We start from the raw sequence: 15,761 nt of genomic DNA, 5'->3' as shown, positions 1-15,761 counted from the left end.
CACAGTTAAAAGAAAGCACCGCACTGAGATTAAAGTGCGGTGCTTTTTTGTTGAAGAGTTAAATAATCCGTGAAAATTGCTGTCTTCTGGCTTGTTGGCGAGAATAGGTGTCAAAACAGAGGCAAATATTGCGGATTAATAAGCGACCTGTCGACGACACTTGAATGCCCTGTTCATTGGTTTGCACTAAGTTATCTTCCACTAATGGCGCTAACAAAGCCAAATCTTCGGCAAAATGGGTTTTAAAATCAATTTGATATTGTTGCTCAATCGTCGCAAAATCCAGTTTGAAATTACAGATCAAGGCTTTAATTACATCTCGACGTAAGCAATCTTCTTGGCTTAAGACTAAGCCTTTATGTAAGGCAATGCCTGTGCTATCCACATCGGCATAATAACGTTTAATTTCTTTTTGATTTTGCGCATAAGTATCGCCTAACAAACTGATGGCAGACACGCCTAAGCCCAACAAATCACATTCTTCTTGGGTGGTGTAGCCCTGAAAATTGCGGTGTAAAATACCGTTATTTTGGGCTATGGCTAATTCATCATCGGGTTTAGCAAAGTGATCCATGCCAATAAATTTATAGCCTGCATTGCCTAAGGTTTCAATGGTTTTTTGTAAAATCTGGAGTTTGGTTTCTGGCGCCGGTAATTGGTGATCTTTAATTTTCGCTTGACCCGCAAAACGTGCGGGTAAGTGCGCATAATTAAACACACTCAAACGATCTGGATTGAGTTCAATCACTTTTTGCAAGGTGAACATAAAACTGTCCACGTTTTGCAACGGTAGACCATAAATCAAATCTAAGTTAGTAGACTGAAAACCCAGTTCTCTGGCTCGCTCCAATAACGCACGAATGAAGTCTTCATCTTGTTCACGATTCACCGCTTTTTGCACGTCTTTATTGAAATCTTGCACGCCCATACTGATGCGGTTAAAACCGATCTTACGCAAATGGGCCAACATGGAAAGCTCAATTTCACGGGGATCCATTTCAATCGAAATTTCCGCATTGTCGGCGATCTTGAAGTGATCTCGCAACATTTGCATTAAACGTGCCGATTGTTCCTCACTTAAATATGTCGGTGTGCCACCGCCCCAGTGAATTTGGGTCACTAAACGGTGCTGAAATAATGCCGCACGGGTTTTGATTTCCTGTTCCACATAATCTAAGTAAATATCCGCTTTGTGCTGGTGGCGAGTAATCACTTTATTACAGCCGCAGAAATAGCACAGCTTGTGACAGAATGGAATATGGACGTACAACGACAAAGGGCGTTCTGGATAACGGGCCGCTGCCGCCTGAAAATCTTCCTCAGTATAGCTTTCACTAAATTCCAATGCCGTTGGATAGGAGGTATAACGTGGTCCGGAATGGTTATATTTTTGGATGAGATCCTGATCCCAAGTAATGTCACTCATGGCTATTTTATGTCTTCCAATAATTGTGCTAAATCGGTTTTTATTTGCGTTTCTAATTCCACTTCTTTACTTTCACGTTGTAAATCTAAACGCATACGTTCATTCTTTTTCAAGGTTTTGCGAGCCTCATGGGTGGGCATATCCTGTACGATTTCATACAGTTGCCACATGGCAGCATAATCCACCAAGCGTTTTTGGCCGAGCGGATCGAGCAACATTTTTAACCGAATGACGCCCTCGGAATGATTGCAGTCGCCGTTTAACATGGCTTTCGCGATAATGGTAATGCTGTCTTTCAAGCGTCGCATACGAGCTTGCTTGGCTTGCGCAAATAAACGTTTTTGTTGGCGTAATTGTCGTAGCAAATGCACCGTGTAAATGGCCATGGCAATTACAATGGCCGCACCAATAATCAGTAAAATCGTTGTCATTATCTAAACTGGTTAATATCCATTTTCTCAAAAGTGCGGTATAAATCTTCCTCACTTTCCTCTTCTTCATCAAGGCCGAGTTCAGCCATTAATTGTGCGATACGATCTAGGCATTCATCGACAAATTTTTGATCTTCTGCATTTAATACTTTACCCGCCTCCAGTTGATCCAATAACTCATTCAGACATTCGTTATTTTCCAACTGTTCCAGTTCTAACATCGGGTCAAGCGCGGTGATTTTTTGCTCTGTTTTTAACGGTGGAATCACTTTCCCTTGTTCTGGCTTGTTCACAAATTCCACAATTAATGGCACTTTTTTACGGCTGCCAATACGAGGATCTTTTACTGTTTGGTTTTGTGTCGTATTGTTGTTTTCCGTTGCGCTATGACGAGAACCTGTCGCTAAACCTTTGTGCTTGCGTTTACGTTTTTCATCACGGGCTTTGGCGTCCAGTTCATAACGGGATAATTTCTTGCCAAACAACGGTTTTTCCGGTTTTTTATCGGATTTACGAATTGGCATAGCGTCCGTCACTCGACGGGATTTCTTTTCTCTTGACATCGTTTTTTCTTCATAAAATAAAATTTGTGCGATTGTACCATAAAAAGCGAAAGGGCGTTAAAAACGCCCCAAAATAACCGCACTTTTGTGATTTACAACCAACCTTTGCGTTTAAAATACAAATAGGGCGAAATGGCGGCGACGATCATCATACCGATTGCCATCGGATAACCATATTCAAAATGTAATTCTGGCATAAATTCAAAGTTCATACCGTAAGTGGAGGCAACCAGCGTAGCGGGTAAGAACATCACGGACACCACCGAGAAGAATTTCATGATTTTATTCTGCTCAATATTGATATAACCCATGGCCGCTTGCATTAAGAAGTTAACCTTTTGAAATAAGGATTCATTATGCGGTTGCAAGGATTCAATATCTCGTAAAATCTCCCGAGCCTGTTCTAACTGAGTGGCAGGCAAGCGAGTTTTTCGCACCAAGAAACTTAAGGCACGCTGCGTATCCATTAAGCACAAACGCACTTTGGAACTGGTATCTTCTTGCTCTGTCAAGGTGCCTAAGGCTTCATCAAAGGCTTTGCCTTGCTTGCCCTCTAAGATCACCCGACTTAATCGTTCTAACTCGGAATAAACGGTTTCAATCACGTCCGCTAATTGCTCAATTTTGGTTTCGATTAAATCGAGCAGCACTTCGTAAGCGTTACATTCTTCTAAGCGTTGATAACGGGAACGCATTCTATACAAACGAAATGCAGGCAGTTCACGATCTCGCAAGGTGAACAAACGGCCGTCACGAATGGTAAAGGCCACGGAGGCGAGATCCGCATAATCATCTTCATCTTCACAATAGAAGAATGAGTGCAAATGCAAGCCGTCCTCATCTTCAAAAAAACGGGCGGACGCCTCAATGTCTTCTAATTCCAAGAAACTCGCCAAATTTTGATCGAGGCTTTGTTGCAAGGTTTCACGTTCCTCAATCGACGGTTCAAGCAAGTCAATCCAGATGGCCGTGTTAAGTGCAGCGTTATCTTCGTCCTCTAAACGGGTCAAACGGGCGTTTTCAAGGGAAAATGCGTTAATCATGTTGTCATACTCCTTGTGGGATATGAACAAACGCAATGAACAAAACGATTAATTAACCTAAAACACCGATAAAGTGCGGTTAAAAAATCCATAAAAAGATACCAAAATGGTGGAAAACTTATCCACGAACTTGTCGCCGATAAGCCCAGAAAGAGGGGAAAGGCGACACTAAATGAAAATATAAAGTCGGTATCGACTGTGACTGTCCAAAGTGTGTTGCTCCAAAGTAATAAAATCGGGGCGAATGTTACCCCTGAAAGGGCATTTCGTCAAGGGTTCGTGCAAAAAATATCTAGGTGACAGTCAGTTTTTTTGTTCACAAAATGCGAATTTTTTCAAGATGAATTTGCATTTATCCGCTAAGGGCTCTAATATAGAAATACGGAACAACGGTTTATGGAAGAAATACGATGACAAAAAAAAGCTATTATTACGCAATGCCTTTACTGTTACTCGGTCTGACAGGGCAATCTTGGGCAGCAGAAAATAACGACGAAAACTGGGCAGACAGTTCACATAAAACCGTTAGACAATATTTAAAGGAATGGTCGAATGATATCGACAGTTGGTTTGGTGAAACCGATCCCAATAACCCGTCCAGTGCAACCTTGCGTTTGATGTTGGATAATCGTTGGAACCGTTACGATGGTTACAGCATTAAGCCACGGATTCGGGGGAAAATTAAATTGCCCACTTTAAAACGCCGTTGGAGTTTGGTGTTTGGGGATGAATCTATTGATAATACCATGGATGATTCGGTCAACCCTGAACGTAAAGATCCACTACAAACTAAAAAATTAGATCGCAAATCCAGTCGTAATGATAACGCATCGGTGGCGTTACGTTTTTCAAAAGAGCTGAAAAACTGGGGCGGCATTGATACTGATCTTGATTTGGGGATTCGTCATGGGGCGGATATTTTCTTACGTGCCAAAGTGGGGAAAGATTGGAACTGGACAGAAACCCTGAGTTCAAGACTGGAACAAATTTACCGTTATGGTATTAATAGTAAACATTTTTTACGTTCCAACTTTGATGTGAAACATCATGAAAGTGCGCAAATCTCTAATATCAGCAGCCTTTTCCTTGAATACACACATGATAACGATGAAGAAACCTATTGGGGAAACAGTATATACTGCCAACATCGTTTTAGTGGCAATCGGGAACTCAATTATGGTATTTTTACCGGTGGCCCGATAATACATAAAAAAGCCGATTTAACCGTTTATGGACCGTTTATTAGCTGGCGTCAACCTATTTATAAACAATGGGTTTTCCTCAAACCCGAGGCGCAATATTATAATGACCGTAAGGCAGAACGTACTCACTTTGTGAATCTCTTCTTACGTTTAGAGGCGGTGTTTTAAACAAAAAATAGGGCTTGTTTGGCCCTATTTTAGTTATCGCTTTTTTTCATGCTTATTTGGTTGGAAATTCCCACCAAATATCAAATAATTCACTGATTTCCACTTGTTGTAAACCGTTGCTTTCTAGCCAGTTTTTGACTAAAGTGCGGTGATTTTCATCACATTTTCCGATTTTTTCTAAACAAACTAGCCCTTCCCAATGTAAATAGCCACTGCCCTCATAAGCTAAACCATTGGCTTGAATCACTTCACGAATAAAACGATCAACGATTTCATCCACTTTCTCAATAGCGGTTCCCTCAGCAAATTGCCAGTTGACTAAAAAGCCTAATTCTTGGAATTCTGCTAAGTGCATTTTTTTACGCTGACGTGCGTTACGTTGAATAGCCATATTTTTCTCCTATGCTATGCGAGCCTGTTTAGCTCTTACTCTTTAATAAAATATAAATCCCAAACACCGTGGCCAAGTTTATGACCACGCTGTTCAAATTTCGTTAATGGGCGGAAATCGGGGCGTTCAATATAATCATTCGTTGCCGAAATATTACGAATTCCCACCGCACTTTGCACGGATTGTAACACATCTAGCATGTGTTCGGCATAATTTTCCCAGTCAGTGGCAAAATGAATAAAGCCACCGCGGTGTAATTTGGTTGCCACGGTTTCTACAAAAGCGGGTTGAACAATACGACGTTTATGGTGTTTCGCCTTTTGCCAAGGATCAGGGAAAAAGAGTTGTAATCCGCCCAGTGAATTTTCCGCAATGCAATCACGCAAAATTTCCGTAGCATCATGACACATGACACGTAAATTTTTCACGCCTTTTTCTAAAGCATAAGCCAAACAAGCACCCACACCTGGGGTGTGAACTTCAATGCCAAGGTAATTTTTATCGGGATTTTGAGCGGCCATTTCCACTAAAGATTTCCCCATGCCAAAGCCGATTTCTAGCACCACGGGATGATTATTGCCATAAATTTTAGCAAAATCAAAGGGCGTTTCTTGATAATCCAAGCCATAATTGGCCCAGTTATCGTTCATCATTTGGCGTTGATATTCGCTTAATCGGCCGGTGCGTAACACAAAGCTCCGCACTTTGCGTTTATAGCGTCCGTCTTCAGTAAATTCAGCGGTTTCTACGGTTTTACGTTTTTGATCGGCAAAGGTGTTTTTCTGTTCTGTCATGGTATGTTATTGAAAATAAATTTGGGGCAATTATACGGATTTAAAAGTGCGGTGCAAATTTTCTTGGTTTTTATTTGGTCACTGGCTTGGCCATTTTAATCCCAAAAAACACAATGCCTAATGCCATGAGTTGCAATAAAATCACCGTTGATACCACACCAGACCAACCGAAATGGGTATAGCTGATCCCACAGATCCAAGCACCAATGCTCCCGCCCGTGTAATAACACATATAATACAGTCCAGAGGCCAATGAACGTCCTTGGTTGACATGTTGCGAGATATGGCTAATGGTGGTGGCTTGGCTGATAAATACGCCAGAAGACATAATGACCAAGCCTACAATAATTAGCCATAAAGGAGAGCATAGGGTGATCAAGGCGCCACAGATAGAGCTGATAATGGCGAAGAATAAACTGTTGGCAATGCCCACTTTATAAATCAATTTAGCGGTCAATGGGGTAATTAGCATGCCAATTAAATACACCGTAAACAGATTCGCCAAATTGGCGGAACTGAGTTCATAAGGGGCGGCGGCGAGGCGGAGGTTGATAAAGGTAAAAATACTCACGAGGCTAAACAACACGCAGGCACCCAATGCGCAAGCGGTGAGTACATGAGGGTTTTGGCTGTGTTGGCGTAGAATATTTAATGATGCCCGAAAGTTACCACTGACCACAAAATTTTTCGAGGCAGGCAAGACGAGCGCAGCCCAGATGACCCCAATTAACATTAAGCCTGCAAAAATCAAATAGCCCGTTTGCCATCCCACTAAGCTGTGTAAATAACCGGTGAGAAACCGTCCTGAAAAACCACCTAACACGGTGCCTGACACATATAAGGACAGCATGGCGGCTAATTTATCGGGAAATTCTTCGCTGATATAAGCGATGGTGACCACGGTAATGCCTGGTACAAATAGGCCTTGTAAAAACCGCCATAATTTAATCTGTGAGATACTTTCGCTGATACTGAGTAACGCAGTGGGAATGACGATCAATAACATGCAAATAACAATCAGGCTTTTTCGTCCCACCGCATCGGAAAACATGCCCATAAAAGGCGACATGATGGCTACCGCCATGACGGTCACGCCAACGGTTAATCCCGCTTGTACATGAGTCGCTGCAAAGTGTTCCATTAAGACGGGCAAAATGGCTTGAATAGAATACACTTGCAAAAAGGCAAAACCACCGATCATCATAATGGTGAGTTTTAATAATAAACTTGGGGCTCGGTTTGATTTTATCATTGTCATAAAAAGGGTTGTATTGCGGATTATTCCTTATTTTAGGCTTTTCATCTTAAAAGTGTAGTAAAATTTTTAATCAACAGGGTGACAGATTTATGTTAAAATCTCCGCTCTTTTTTTACCGCACTTTAAACGAGTATGACCGCACAATCTTGTTCCACCGCCCCTTTTGCGCAAGCTGTACTGAATTGGTATCACCGATTTGGGCGTAAGCATTTGCCTTGGCAGCAGGATAAAACGCTCTACGGCGTGTGGTTGTCGGAAGTGATGTTGCAACAAACCCAAGTGGCAACGGTCATCCCTTATTTTGAGCGGTTTATCAAAACGTTCCCCACCATTACCGCACTGGCTAATGCGCCTCTTGATGAAGTGTTGCATTTGTGGACAGGCTTAGGCTATTACGCCAGAGCTAGAAATTTACACAAGGCGGCACAGCAGATTCGTGATGAATATCAGGGGGAATTCCCTACCCAATTTGCGCACGTGTTGGCCTTGTCAGGGATTGGGCGAAGTACGGCGGGAGCGGTTTTATCTTCCGTTTTGAATCAGCCCTATGCGATTTTAGATGGCAATGTAAAACGTGTTTTATCTCGCTTTTTTCTTGTTGAGGGCTGGGCTGGTGATAAGAAAGTGGAAGATAAATTGTGGACGTTAAGCGAACAAGTGACGCCACAAGATCAGGGGGCGGATTTTAATCAAGCCATGATGGATTTGGGAGCAATGGTTTGTACTCGTTCAAAACCGAAGTGTGATTTGTGTCCAATTAGCCAAAAGTGCGGTGCAAATTTAACAGATTCTTGGCGAGATTATCCCAATAAAAAACCGAAAAAAGCCTTGCCAGAACGAACCAGTTATTTTTTAATTTTGGCTGACCAAGGCAAGGTATTATTAGAACCTCGAGAACTTTCAGGCCTGTGGGGTGGGCTATATTGCTTTCCACAATTTGCGACGAAAGACGATTTATTAGGTTATTTACACAAGCGGGGGATTACACAATATCAAGAATGGACGGCATTTCGACATACCTTTAGCCATTTTCATTTAGATATTTATCCAATTTATGCGGAACTTCAGGACAAAAAATGTGACGAAGATCGCACAGATTGGAAAAAAATAGCAGAAAGTCAGGAAGAATATCAATCTTCTCTATCCAGTCGGGGGAAATATTGGTATGATCCGACCAATCCCGATCAAATTGGACTTGCTACGCCAGTCAAAAATTTATTAACCGAATTTCATAAGAGAAAATTATAATGGCTAGAACAGTATTTTGTGCTTATTTAAACCAACAAGCCGAGGGCTTAGATTTCCAGCTTTACCCTGGGGAATTGGGGAAACGTATTTTTGACAACATTAGCAAGCAAGCATGGGGCGAATGGATGAAAAAGCAAACCATGCTCGTCAATGAGAAAAAATTAAATATGATGAACGCCGAGCATCGTCAACTGCTAGAGCAAGAAATGGTGAATTTTTTGTTTGAGGGCAAAGAGGTGCATATTGAAGGCTATGTTCCACAAGCTGAATAAATGAATTATGATGAAGATTTCCTTAAAAAAATTAGCCGTGTTGGCGCTTATTCCCTTTTTGTATGCCTGTTCCTCAAGTAAAGAACGTAGCTATGACGAAACCTTGGCGAAAGATACCCATGGGTTGGATTTATTAACGGGCCAGTTTTCGCAAAATATCGACCAAATTTGGGGCGTGAAAGAGTTACTGGTGGCCAGTCGTAAAGACTATGTGAAATATACGGACAGTTATTATACCCGTAGCCATATTAGCTTTGATGAGGGGCAAATTAATATTGAAACCTTGTCTGATTTAAATCGTTTGCATAACGCCATTGTGCATACGTTGCTGATGGGATCTGATGCGAAAGGAATTGACTTATTTGCCTCGGGCGATACGCCGATCAGTACTCGCCCGTTCTTGGTAGGACAGGTCGTGAATAATTTCGGTCAACCGATTAAAGACCTGAACACAGCGAACAATTTTGCGACTTACTTGATTCAAAATAAACTGCAAAAACGCAAATTAAGCAACGGCCGTGCGGTGCAATTTGTCAGCATTCAAATGATTGCTAACCACGTTAATGTGCGGGCGAGAGCTTACATGTCCTTTATCCGTAAATCCTCACGTCAATATGGCATTGATGAAAGTCTGATTTTGGGGATTATGCAAACGGAATCCAGTTTTAACCCTTATGCGATCAGCTATGCTAATGCGTTAGGCTTAATGCAAGTGGTGCCACATACGGCGGGACGTGATATTTTCAAAATGAAAGGCTTGTCAGGTCAACCAAATAAAAGTTATTTATTCGACCCGGCGAAAAACATTGATGCGGGTACGGCTTACTTGTGGTTGTTGAAGAATGAATATCTTGCGGGTATTCAAAACCCAACTTCCATGCGTTATGCCATGATTTCTGCTTATAACAGTGGCGCAGGTGCCGTGTTGCGAGTGTTTAGTCGTGATAAAGACGAGGCGATTTACCAAATTAACCGTCTGCAACCGGAACAGGTCTACCGTATTCTCACCACGGCACATCCATCATCACAAGCACGTAATTACTTGTTGAAAGTGGATAAAGCACAACAAAGTTACCGCCGTGTGAAATAATCTTAGCCCCGTACGAAGTGCGGGGTTTTTTCTAACCATTTTTGCATATTAAACAAGCAAACAGATAAAATTTAGATTTTTTTGTAAAATAACAGTTGACCGAAAGGCCTAAATACGGTTTAATACGCCCCGTGTTGACGCATAAGCGTTACGCCTCGATAGCTCAGTCGGTAGAGCAGGGGATTGAAAATCCCCGTGTCGGTGGTTCGATTCCGCCTCGAGGCACCATCTTTTCCTCCTTAGTTCAGTCGGTAGAACGGTGGACTGTTAATCCATATGTCGCAGGTTCGAGTCCCGCAGGAGGAGCCATATTTAGAAACCCTGATGATTGTAAAAGTCATCAGGGTTTTCGCTTATTTAGCGAAAATTAAAAATCAAGAAGGGTATCCCATGTTAAGCTATCGCCATAGTTTTCACGCCGGCAATCACGCCGATGTTCTCAAACATCTTGTGCAAATGTTGATCATTGAAAATCTGCAACAAAAGGACAAAGGGTTTTATTATTTAGACACCCATGCAGGCGTGGGGAAATACCGTTTATTTAGTGAACAATCGGAAAAAACCGCTGAATATTTAGAGGGCATTGCCAGACTTTGGGAACAAAAAGAGCTGCCTGAAGAAGTCCAGCGCTATATTAATTTGATTAAAAAACTCAATTATGGTGGCAAAGAATTACGTTATTATGCGGGTTCTCCGTTTATTGCGGCCTTAATGTTACGCCCACAAGATCGGGCATTATTCACCGAATTACACCCCGCTGATTATCCGTTATTGCGCAATACATTCAAAAATGACGATAATATTGCGACCAAACGAGATGATGGTTTCCAACAACTGAAAGCGACCTTACCGCCTAAAGAACGTCGAGGTTTAGTCTTAATCGACCCACCTTATGAATTAAAAGAAGATTATGATCTGGTGGTGCAAGCCATTGTGGAGGGCTATAAACGTTTTGCCACCGGTATTTATGCCATTTGGTATCCTGTGGTGTTGCGCCAACAAAGCAAACGCATGATTAAAGGATTGGAGGCCACTGGCATTCGTAAAATTTTACAAATTGAACTCGCCGTGCGTCCCGATAGTGATCAACGTGGCATGACCGCCAGTGGCATGATTGTCATCAATCCACCATGGCAATTAGAAAGCCAAATGAAAAACGTCTTACCGTATTTGGTCAAGACTTTGGTACCCGAGGGAACGGGGAGCTACAAGGTGACTTGGATTACGCCAGAGTAAACATTTTCTTCCGATTTTGCCTTAAAATCGCTATACTATAAGGCATTTAATCGTTTACTTTTAGGCATAACCTTATGCTCCGTTGGCTCTATACGTTGGCAATGTATGTGTTGCAACCGTTTCTGTTACTTTTTATGTGGGGGCGCAGTATCAAATCCCCTAATTACCGCAAGCGTCTTTGGGAACGCTACGGGTTATTTTATGCGCCATCAAGCCAACCACGTCCGCATGGAATTGTGATTCATGCCGCCTCAGTGGGCGAGGTGATTGCTGCCACGCCGTTGGTTCGTCAAATTCAAGCAGAATATCCGCAGTTACCCATTACCATGACCACGGTGACCCCCACCGGATCCGCTCGAGTGAAAGCCGCCTTTGGGGACAGTGTACGCCATTTTTATTTACCCTATGATTTACCTGGTGCGGTAAAACGTTTTATTCAGTTTGTGCAACCCAAAGCCTGCATTGTGATTGAAACGGAAATTTGGCCAACCTTAATTCATCAACTCAAATTACGCCATATTCCCTTTATTGTGGCCAATGCACGCTTATCTGCCCGCTCCGCCAGACGTTATGCTTGGGCAAAGAATCGGATTAAAAATGTGTTAAATGAAATTAGCCTGATTGCACCGCAAGACAGCATTAGCGGACAGCGTTATACGGAATTAGGCTACCGAGGCCGCTTAGAATTAACGGGCAATATTAAATATGATTTAGTGATTTCCGAAGCATTATTAAGCAATATTCAGCAATTACAAACAGACTGGATTGGTCAACGACCCGTTTGGATTGCGGGCAGCACCCATGAGGGCGAAGAAGAAATTGTGCTGCAAGCACACCGCACTTTATTACAGCAATTCCCTGATTTATTGTTGATTTTAGCGCCTCGTCACCCCGAACGCTTTAATTCCGTGGCTAATCTAATTGAAAAACATGATTTTCGTTATTGTCGTCGCAGCAATCAAGTGGCGCCAAGTTCACAAATTCAAATTTTATTAGGCGACACCATGGGCGAATTGATGTTGATGTATGGGGTATCTGATGTGGCTTTTGTGGGCGGCAGTTTAGTTAAACATGGCGGACATAATCCGCTCGAACCTTTGGCGTTTAAATTACCTGTGATTAGTGGTGTGCATGTGTTTAATTTTCCTGAAGTGTTTTTAAAATTGGAATATGTGCTTGGGGTACTCAAAGTGAAGTCAGAACCTAAAATATTAGCTCGGGCCGTGAGTAAATTTTTACGTTCCCCAAAATTACGTCAACGTTTTGGTCAGGCGGGTTATGAAGTGTTAGTGGAAAATCGAGGCGCCTTAAAACGGTTGATTGGCTTATTGCGCCCGTATTTAGAACAGCAATCCGACACTGCAACACAACAAACGGAGAAATAAAATGGCTCGAGTGATCTACCCCGGCACCTTTGATCCAATCACTAACGGACATGTGGATATTATTGAGCGAAGTGCGGTGCTTTTTTCCGAGGTTATTGTGGCGGTGGCTGCCAGCCCCTCCAAGAAACCGTTATTTGAGTTGGAGCAACGTGTTCAATTAGCGCAACAATCCGTCGCCCATGTGCCGAATGTTCGAGTGATTGGGTTTGCCGATTTATTGGCCAATGTGGTGCAACAACAGGCTATTCAAGCCATTATTCGAGGTGTACGCAGTACCACGGATTTTGAATATGAATTGCAATTAGCCCATTTAAATAAAACGCTGGCTAACGGCGTAGAAAGCCTGTTTTTACCGCCAAGTGAGCAATGGGCCTATGTTTCTTCGACTATCGTACGAGAAATTTATTTGCATGGTGGCAATGTGGAGAAATTTGTTCCCGCCCCTGTTCTTTCGGCATTATTAAAAACTGTGAAAAAATAAGCACAAAAGTCATTCAATAAAAGTAAAATTTGTGCCACAATAGCAGTAATTTATTGACATTCAACAACGATTAACGAGTTATGAAAACAACAGCAGAAATTAGACAGTCCTTTTTAGATTTTTTCCATAGCAAAGGCCATCAAGTGGTGGACAGCAGTTCCCTTGTGCCTGAAAACGATCCCACCCTACTTTTTACCAATGCAGGGATGAACCAATTTAAAGATGTTTTTCTGGGTTTAGAAAAACGCGCTTATACTCGAGCCACCACGGCACAACGTTGTGTGCGAGCAGGTGGTAAACACAATGACTTAGAAAACGTCGGCTATACCGCACGCCATCATACATTCTTTGAAATGATGGGAAACTTTAGCTTTGGCGATTATTTTAAACAAGATGCCATTGCTTTCGGTTGGGAATATTTAACCTCACCACAATGGTTAGGTTTACCGAAAGAAAAACTCTACGTTACCGTGTATGAAACCGATGACGAAGCCTATAATATTTGGCATCAACAAATGGGTGTGCCTGAAAATCATATTATTCGTATTGGTGACAACAAAGGCGCCCCTTATGCCTCCGATAACTTCTGGGCCATGGGTGACACAGGGCCTTGTGGTCCATGTACGGAAATTTTCTATGATCATGGTGAGCAACATTGGGGCGGTTTACCGGGTTCGCCTGAAGAAGACGGCGACCGTTATATTGAAGTCTGGAATATCGTATTTATGCAGTTTAACCGCTTGGCCGACGGCACCATGGAGAAATTACCGAAACCATCCGTTGATACCGGTATGGGCCTAGAGCGTATGACCGCCGTGATGCAACATGTAAATTCCAACTATGAAATTGATATTTTCCAAACCTTAATCCGCAAAGTGGCGGACGTGGTGGGCGTGCAAGATTTAAATAATAAATCATTGCGTGTAATTGCCGACCATATTCGTTCTTGTGCGTATTTAATTGCTGACGGCGTGATTCCATCTAATGAGGGACGAGGTTATGTATTACGCCGTATTATTCGCCGAGCGGTTCGCCACGGACATTTATTAGGGGCAAAACAAACATTCTTCTATAAATTGGTGCCGACGTTAATTGACGTCATGGCAGATGCGGCGAAAATTGTGAAAGAAAAACAAGCCAACGTTGAAAAACTGTTACGTTTGGAAGAAGAACAATTTGCTCGCACCTTAGAGCGTGGGTTAACGTTATTAGATGATGCGTTAGCCAATGTGAAAGACGGCGTATTGTCTGGTGAAGTGGCCTTTAAATTATATGATACTTACGGTTTCCCATTGGATTTAACCGCTGATGTGTGCCGTGAACGTGATATTCAAATTGATGAAGTCGGCTTTGATAAAGAAATGGAGGCGCAACGTTTGCGAGCGCAGTCTGCTAGCCAGTTCGGTATGGATTATAATAATGTGATTCGTGTGGACGGCACCACGCAATTTGAGGGGTATAACAAAGCAGAAAGTCAGGCAAAAGTCACCGCACTTTTCCAAGATGGTAAAGCCGTAGAACGTATTGAGGCGGGACAAAGTGCCGTCGTCATTTTAGAAAATACCCCATTCTATGCCGAAATGGGCGGACAAATTGGCGACAGTGGCGTGTTAAGCCATGAACATGGCCAATTTGAGGTAAAAGATACCCAAAAATACGGCCAAGTGTTTGGTCATTTAGGTGAATTGCAAGTCGGCAGTTTAAGCGTGGGGGATGTGGTTGAGGCTAGCGTAGATAATGTGCGCCGTCAACATACCCGATTAAATCACAGTGCGACCCATTTATTGCATTCGGCTTTACGTCAAGTATTAGGCGAACATGTGGCACAAAAAGGATCGTTAGTCTCTGATGTGGGTTTACGTTTTGATTTTGTCCAACCTGAAGCCATTACTAAACAACAGCTTGCGGAAGTGGAACGTATCGTCAATTTCCATATTCGAGCCAATCACCCAGTGTTAATCGAAGAAATGGGCATTGAACAAGCGAAAGCCAAAGGAGCTATGGCGCTGTTCGGTGAAAAATATGGCGACGTGGTACGTGTAGTCACCATGAGTCCATTCTCCATTGAACTTTGTGGTGGATTACATGCGGAACGTACTGGCGATATTGGATTATTTAAATTGATCTCTGAGGGTGCCGTGGCTGCCGGTATTCGCCGTGTAGAGGCTGTAACGGGCGAGGGCGCTATTGCTTGGTTGCATCAACAACAAGCTATTTTAGATCGAGTGACAGAGGCGTTAAAATCTGATGTGGCGTCATTGCCAGAGAAAATTAATCTGTTGCAAGAAAAAGCCAAGAAAACAGAAAAAGAATTACAACAGTTAAAAGAGAAAGCCGCTATGCAAGCTGGCTCGAATTTGGCACAAAGTGCGGTGAAAATTAATGGAATTTCGGTCATTGTTCAACAGTTGGACGGTGTCGATAGCAAAGCATTGCGAGTGATGGTCGACGATTTAAAAAATCAGCTCGGTTCTGCCGTGGTGGCGTTTGCCTCGGCTGTTGAGGGCAAAGTCAATTTAATTGTCGGCGTAACAGCCGACCTCACAAGCAAAGTGAAAGCAGGTGAATTAGTCAATCTTATGGCTCAGCAAGTGGGCGGAAAAGGCGGTGGTCGTCCAGATATGGCCATGGCCGGTGGTTCCCAACCCGAAAATGTGGCTAACGCATTGGATGTGGCATCTGATTGGTTAAAAGGAAATTTGTAAGTGTTATATCGTAATATCTTGTTGTGATTTACAAGATTTGTTATCAATAAGGAAGTTGTTAACACAAA

15 protein-coding genes and 2 tRNA genes are annotated in these 15,761 nt (G+C 42.6%); 10 read left to right on the top strand and 7 right to left on the bottom strand.

Going from position 1 to position 15,761, the window contains the following annotated elements:
• Positions 1–58: 58 nt before the first annotated feature.
• From hemN to corA, 4 genes are all read right to left on the bottom strand, one after another.
• Positions 59–1,426 (bottom strand): oxygen-independent coproporphyrinogen III oxidase, encoded by a 1,368-nt coding sequence (gene hemN, locus ACTG7Q_RS09610; protein WP_439243240.1) that lies wholly within the window; start codon positions 1,424–1,426, stop codon positions 59–61.
• Between the two features lie 2 nt (positions 1,427–1,428).
• Positions 1,429–1,860, bottom strand: a complete 432-nt coding sequence (locus ACTG7Q_RS09605) for a DUF2489 domain-containing protein (RefSeq protein ID WP_439243296.1) — start codon at positions 1,858–1,860, stop codon at positions 1,429–1,431.
• Positions 1,857–2,420, bottom strand: a complete 564-nt coding sequence (gene yihI, locus ACTG7Q_RS09600; protein ID WP_439243237.1) for a Der GTPase-activating protein YihI — start codon at positions 2,418–2,420, stop codon at positions 1,857–1,859. The genes ACTG7Q_RS09605 and yihI overlap by 4 nt, the downstream gene beginning before the upstream one ends.
• 92 nt (positions 2,421–2,512) lie before the next feature.
• Positions 2,513–3,463, bottom strand: coding sequence for a magnesium/cobalt transporter CorA (gene corA / locus ACTG7Q_RS09595; RefSeq protein WP_439243235.1), 951 nt, complete (start codon positions 3,461–3,463; stop codon positions 2,513–2,515).
• Between the two features lie 410 nt (positions 3,464–3,873).
• Between corA and ACTG7Q_RS09590 the strand changes: the two genes are divergently transcribed.
• Positions 3,874–4,833, top strand: a complete 960-nt coding sequence (locus ACTG7Q_RS09590) for a hypothetical protein (RefSeq protein WP_439243233.1) — start codon at positions 3,874–3,876, stop codon at positions 4,831–4,833.
• A gap of 52 nt (positions 4,834–4,885) precedes the next feature.
• Here ACTG7Q_RS09590 and ACTG7Q_RS09585 read toward each other — a convergent pair whose 3' ends face one another.
• The 3 genes from ACTG7Q_RS09585 to ACTG7Q_RS09575 form a co-directional block, all read right to left on the bottom strand.
• Positions 4,886–5,224, bottom strand: coding sequence for a YggL family protein (locus ACTG7Q_RS09585; protein WP_439243231.1), 339 nt, complete (start codon positions 5,222–5,224; stop codon positions 4,886–4,888).
• A 35-nt stretch (positions 5,225–5,259) separates the two neighbouring features.
• Positions 5,260–6,018, bottom strand: coding sequence for a tRNA (guanosine(46)-N7)-methyltransferase TrmB (gene trmB / locus ACTG7Q_RS09580; protein ID WP_439243229.1), 759 nt, complete (start codon positions 6,016–6,018; stop codon positions 5,260–5,262).
• 70 nt (positions 6,019–6,088) lie between these two features.
• Positions 6,089–7,276: an MFS transporter gene (locus ACTG7Q_RS09575; protein ID WP_439243227.1), complete on the bottom strand. Its 1,188-nt coding sequence runs from the start codon at positions 7,274–7,276 to the stop codon at positions 6,089–6,091.
• Between the two features lie 132 nt (positions 7,277–7,408).
• On the opposite strand from ACTG7Q_RS09575, the gene mutY reads away from it, so the two are divergent.
• The 9 genes from mutY (at position 7,409) to alaS (ending at position 15,693) form a co-directional block, all read left to right on the top strand.
• Positions 7,409–8,524, top strand: a complete 1,116-nt coding sequence (gene mutY, locus ACTG7Q_RS09570) for an A/G-specific adenine glycosylase (protein ID WP_439243225.1) — start codon at positions 7,409–7,411, stop codon at positions 8,522–8,524.
• Positions 8,524–8,796, top strand: coding sequence for an oxidative damage protection protein (locus ACTG7Q_RS09565; protein WP_439243223.1), 273 nt, complete (start codon positions 8,524–8,526; stop codon positions 8,794–8,796). Before mutY ends, ACTG7Q_RS09565 begins: the two co-directional genes overlap by 1 nt.
• Positions 8,797–8,806: 10 nt before the next feature.
• On the top strand, positions 8,807–9,886 hold the full coding sequence (mltC, locus tag ACTG7Q_RS09560) for a membrane-bound lytic murein transglycosylase MltC (RefSeq protein ID WP_439243221.1): 1,080 nt from the start codon (positions 8,807–8,809) through the stop codon (positions 9,884–9,886).
• Positions 9,887–10,038: 152 nt separating this feature from the next.
• A tRNA-Phe gene (locus ACTG7Q_RS09555) sits at positions 10,039–10,114 on the top strand.
• A 5-nt stretch (positions 10,115–10,119) separates the two neighbouring features.
• Positions 10,120–10,195: transfer RNA gene (locus tag ACTG7Q_RS09550), tRNA-Asn, on the top strand.
• A gap of 81 nt (positions 10,196–10,276) precedes the next feature.
• Positions 10,277–11,122 (top strand): 23S rRNA (adenine(2030)-N(6))-methyltransferase RlmJ, encoded by an 846-nt coding sequence (locus ACTG7Q_RS09545; RefSeq protein WP_439243294.1) that lies wholly within the window; start codon positions 10,277–10,279, stop codon positions 11,120–11,122.
• Positions 11,123–11,196: 74 nt separating this feature from the next.
• Complete coding sequence (gene waaA, locus ACTG7Q_RS09540) at positions 11,197–12,507, top strand: lipid IV(A) 3-deoxy-D-manno-octulosonic acid transferase (protein ID WP_439243219.1); 1,311 nt, start codon at positions 11,197–11,199, stop codon at positions 12,505–12,507.
• Between the two features lies 1 nt (position 12,508).
• Positions 12,509–12,988: a pantetheine-phosphate adenylyltransferase gene (gene coaD, locus ACTG7Q_RS09535; protein ID WP_439243217.1), complete on the top strand. Its 480-nt coding sequence runs from the start codon at positions 12,509–12,511 to the stop codon at positions 12,986–12,988.
• Between the two features lie 80 nt (positions 12,989–13,068).
• Entirely contained in the window at positions 13,069–15,693 is a 2,625-nt protein-coding gene (gene alaS, locus ACTG7Q_RS09530; protein WP_439243215.1) for an alanine--tRNA ligase, read from the top strand.
• Positions 15,694–15,761 lie beyond the last annotated feature (68 nt).

Source organism: Lonepinella sp. BR2474 (assembly GCF_051851555.1).
Lineage (GTDB): Bacteria > Pseudomonadota > Gammaproteobacteria > Enterobacterales > Pasteurellaceae > Lonepinella.
This window is presented reverse-complemented; position numbering and strand designations above follow the sequence as displayed.

Excerpts from the sequence above, each read along its gene's own strand:
- ACTG7Q_RS09590 (WP_439243233.1), top strand. The coding sequence starts at position 3,874 with ATGACAAAAAAAAGCTATTATTACGCAATGCCTTTACTGTTACTCGGT.
- ACTG7Q_RS09575 (WP_439243227.1), bottom strand. The coding sequence starts at position 7,276 with ATGACAATGATAAAATCAAACCGAGCCCCAAGTTTATTATTAAAACTC.
- ACTG7Q_RS09585 (WP_439243231.1), bottom strand. The coding sequence starts at position 5,224 with ATGGCTATTCAACGTAACGCACGTCAGCGTAAAAAAATGCACTTAGCA.
- waaA (WP_439243219.1), top strand. The coding sequence starts at position 11,197 with ATGCTCCGTTGGCTCTATACGTTGGCAATGTATGTGTTGCAACCGTTT.
- mltC (WP_439243221.1), top strand. The coding sequence starts at position 8,807 with ATGAAGATTTCCTTAAAAAAATTAGCCGTGTTGGCGCTTATTCCCTTT.
- hemN (WP_439243240.1), bottom strand. The coding sequence starts at position 1,426 with ATGAGTGACATTACTTGGGATCAGGATCTCATCCAAAAATATAACCAT.
- mutY (WP_439243225.1), top strand. The coding sequence starts at position 7,409 with ATGACCGCACAATCTTGTTCCACCGCCCCTTTTGCGCAAGCTGTACTG.
- ACTG7Q_RS09565 (WP_439243223.1), top strand. The coding sequence starts at position 8,524 with ATGGCTAGAACAGTATTTTGTGCTTATTTAAACCAACAAGCCGAGGGC.
- corA (WP_439243235.1), bottom strand. The coding sequence starts at position 3,463 with ATGATTAACGCATTTTCCCTTGAAAACGCCCGTTTGACCCGTTTAGAG.
- trmB (WP_439243229.1), bottom strand. The coding sequence starts at position 6,018 with ATGACAGAACAGAAAAACACCTTTGCCGATCAAAAACGTAAAACCGTA.
- coaD (WP_439243217.1), top strand. The coding sequence starts at position 12,509 with ATGGCTCGAGTGATCTACCCCGGCACCTTTGATCCAATCACTAACGGA.
- alaS (WP_439243215.1), top strand. The coding sequence starts at position 13,069 with ATGAAAACAACAGCAGAAATTAGACAGTCCTTTTTAGATTTTTTCCAT.
- ACTG7Q_RS09545 (WP_439243294.1), top strand. The coding sequence starts at position 10,277 with ATGTTAAGCTATCGCCATAGTTTTCACGCCGGCAATCACGCCGATGTT.
- yihI (WP_439243237.1), bottom strand. The coding sequence starts at position 2,420 with ATGTCAAGAGAAAAGAAATCCCGTCGAGTGACGGACGCTATGCCAATT.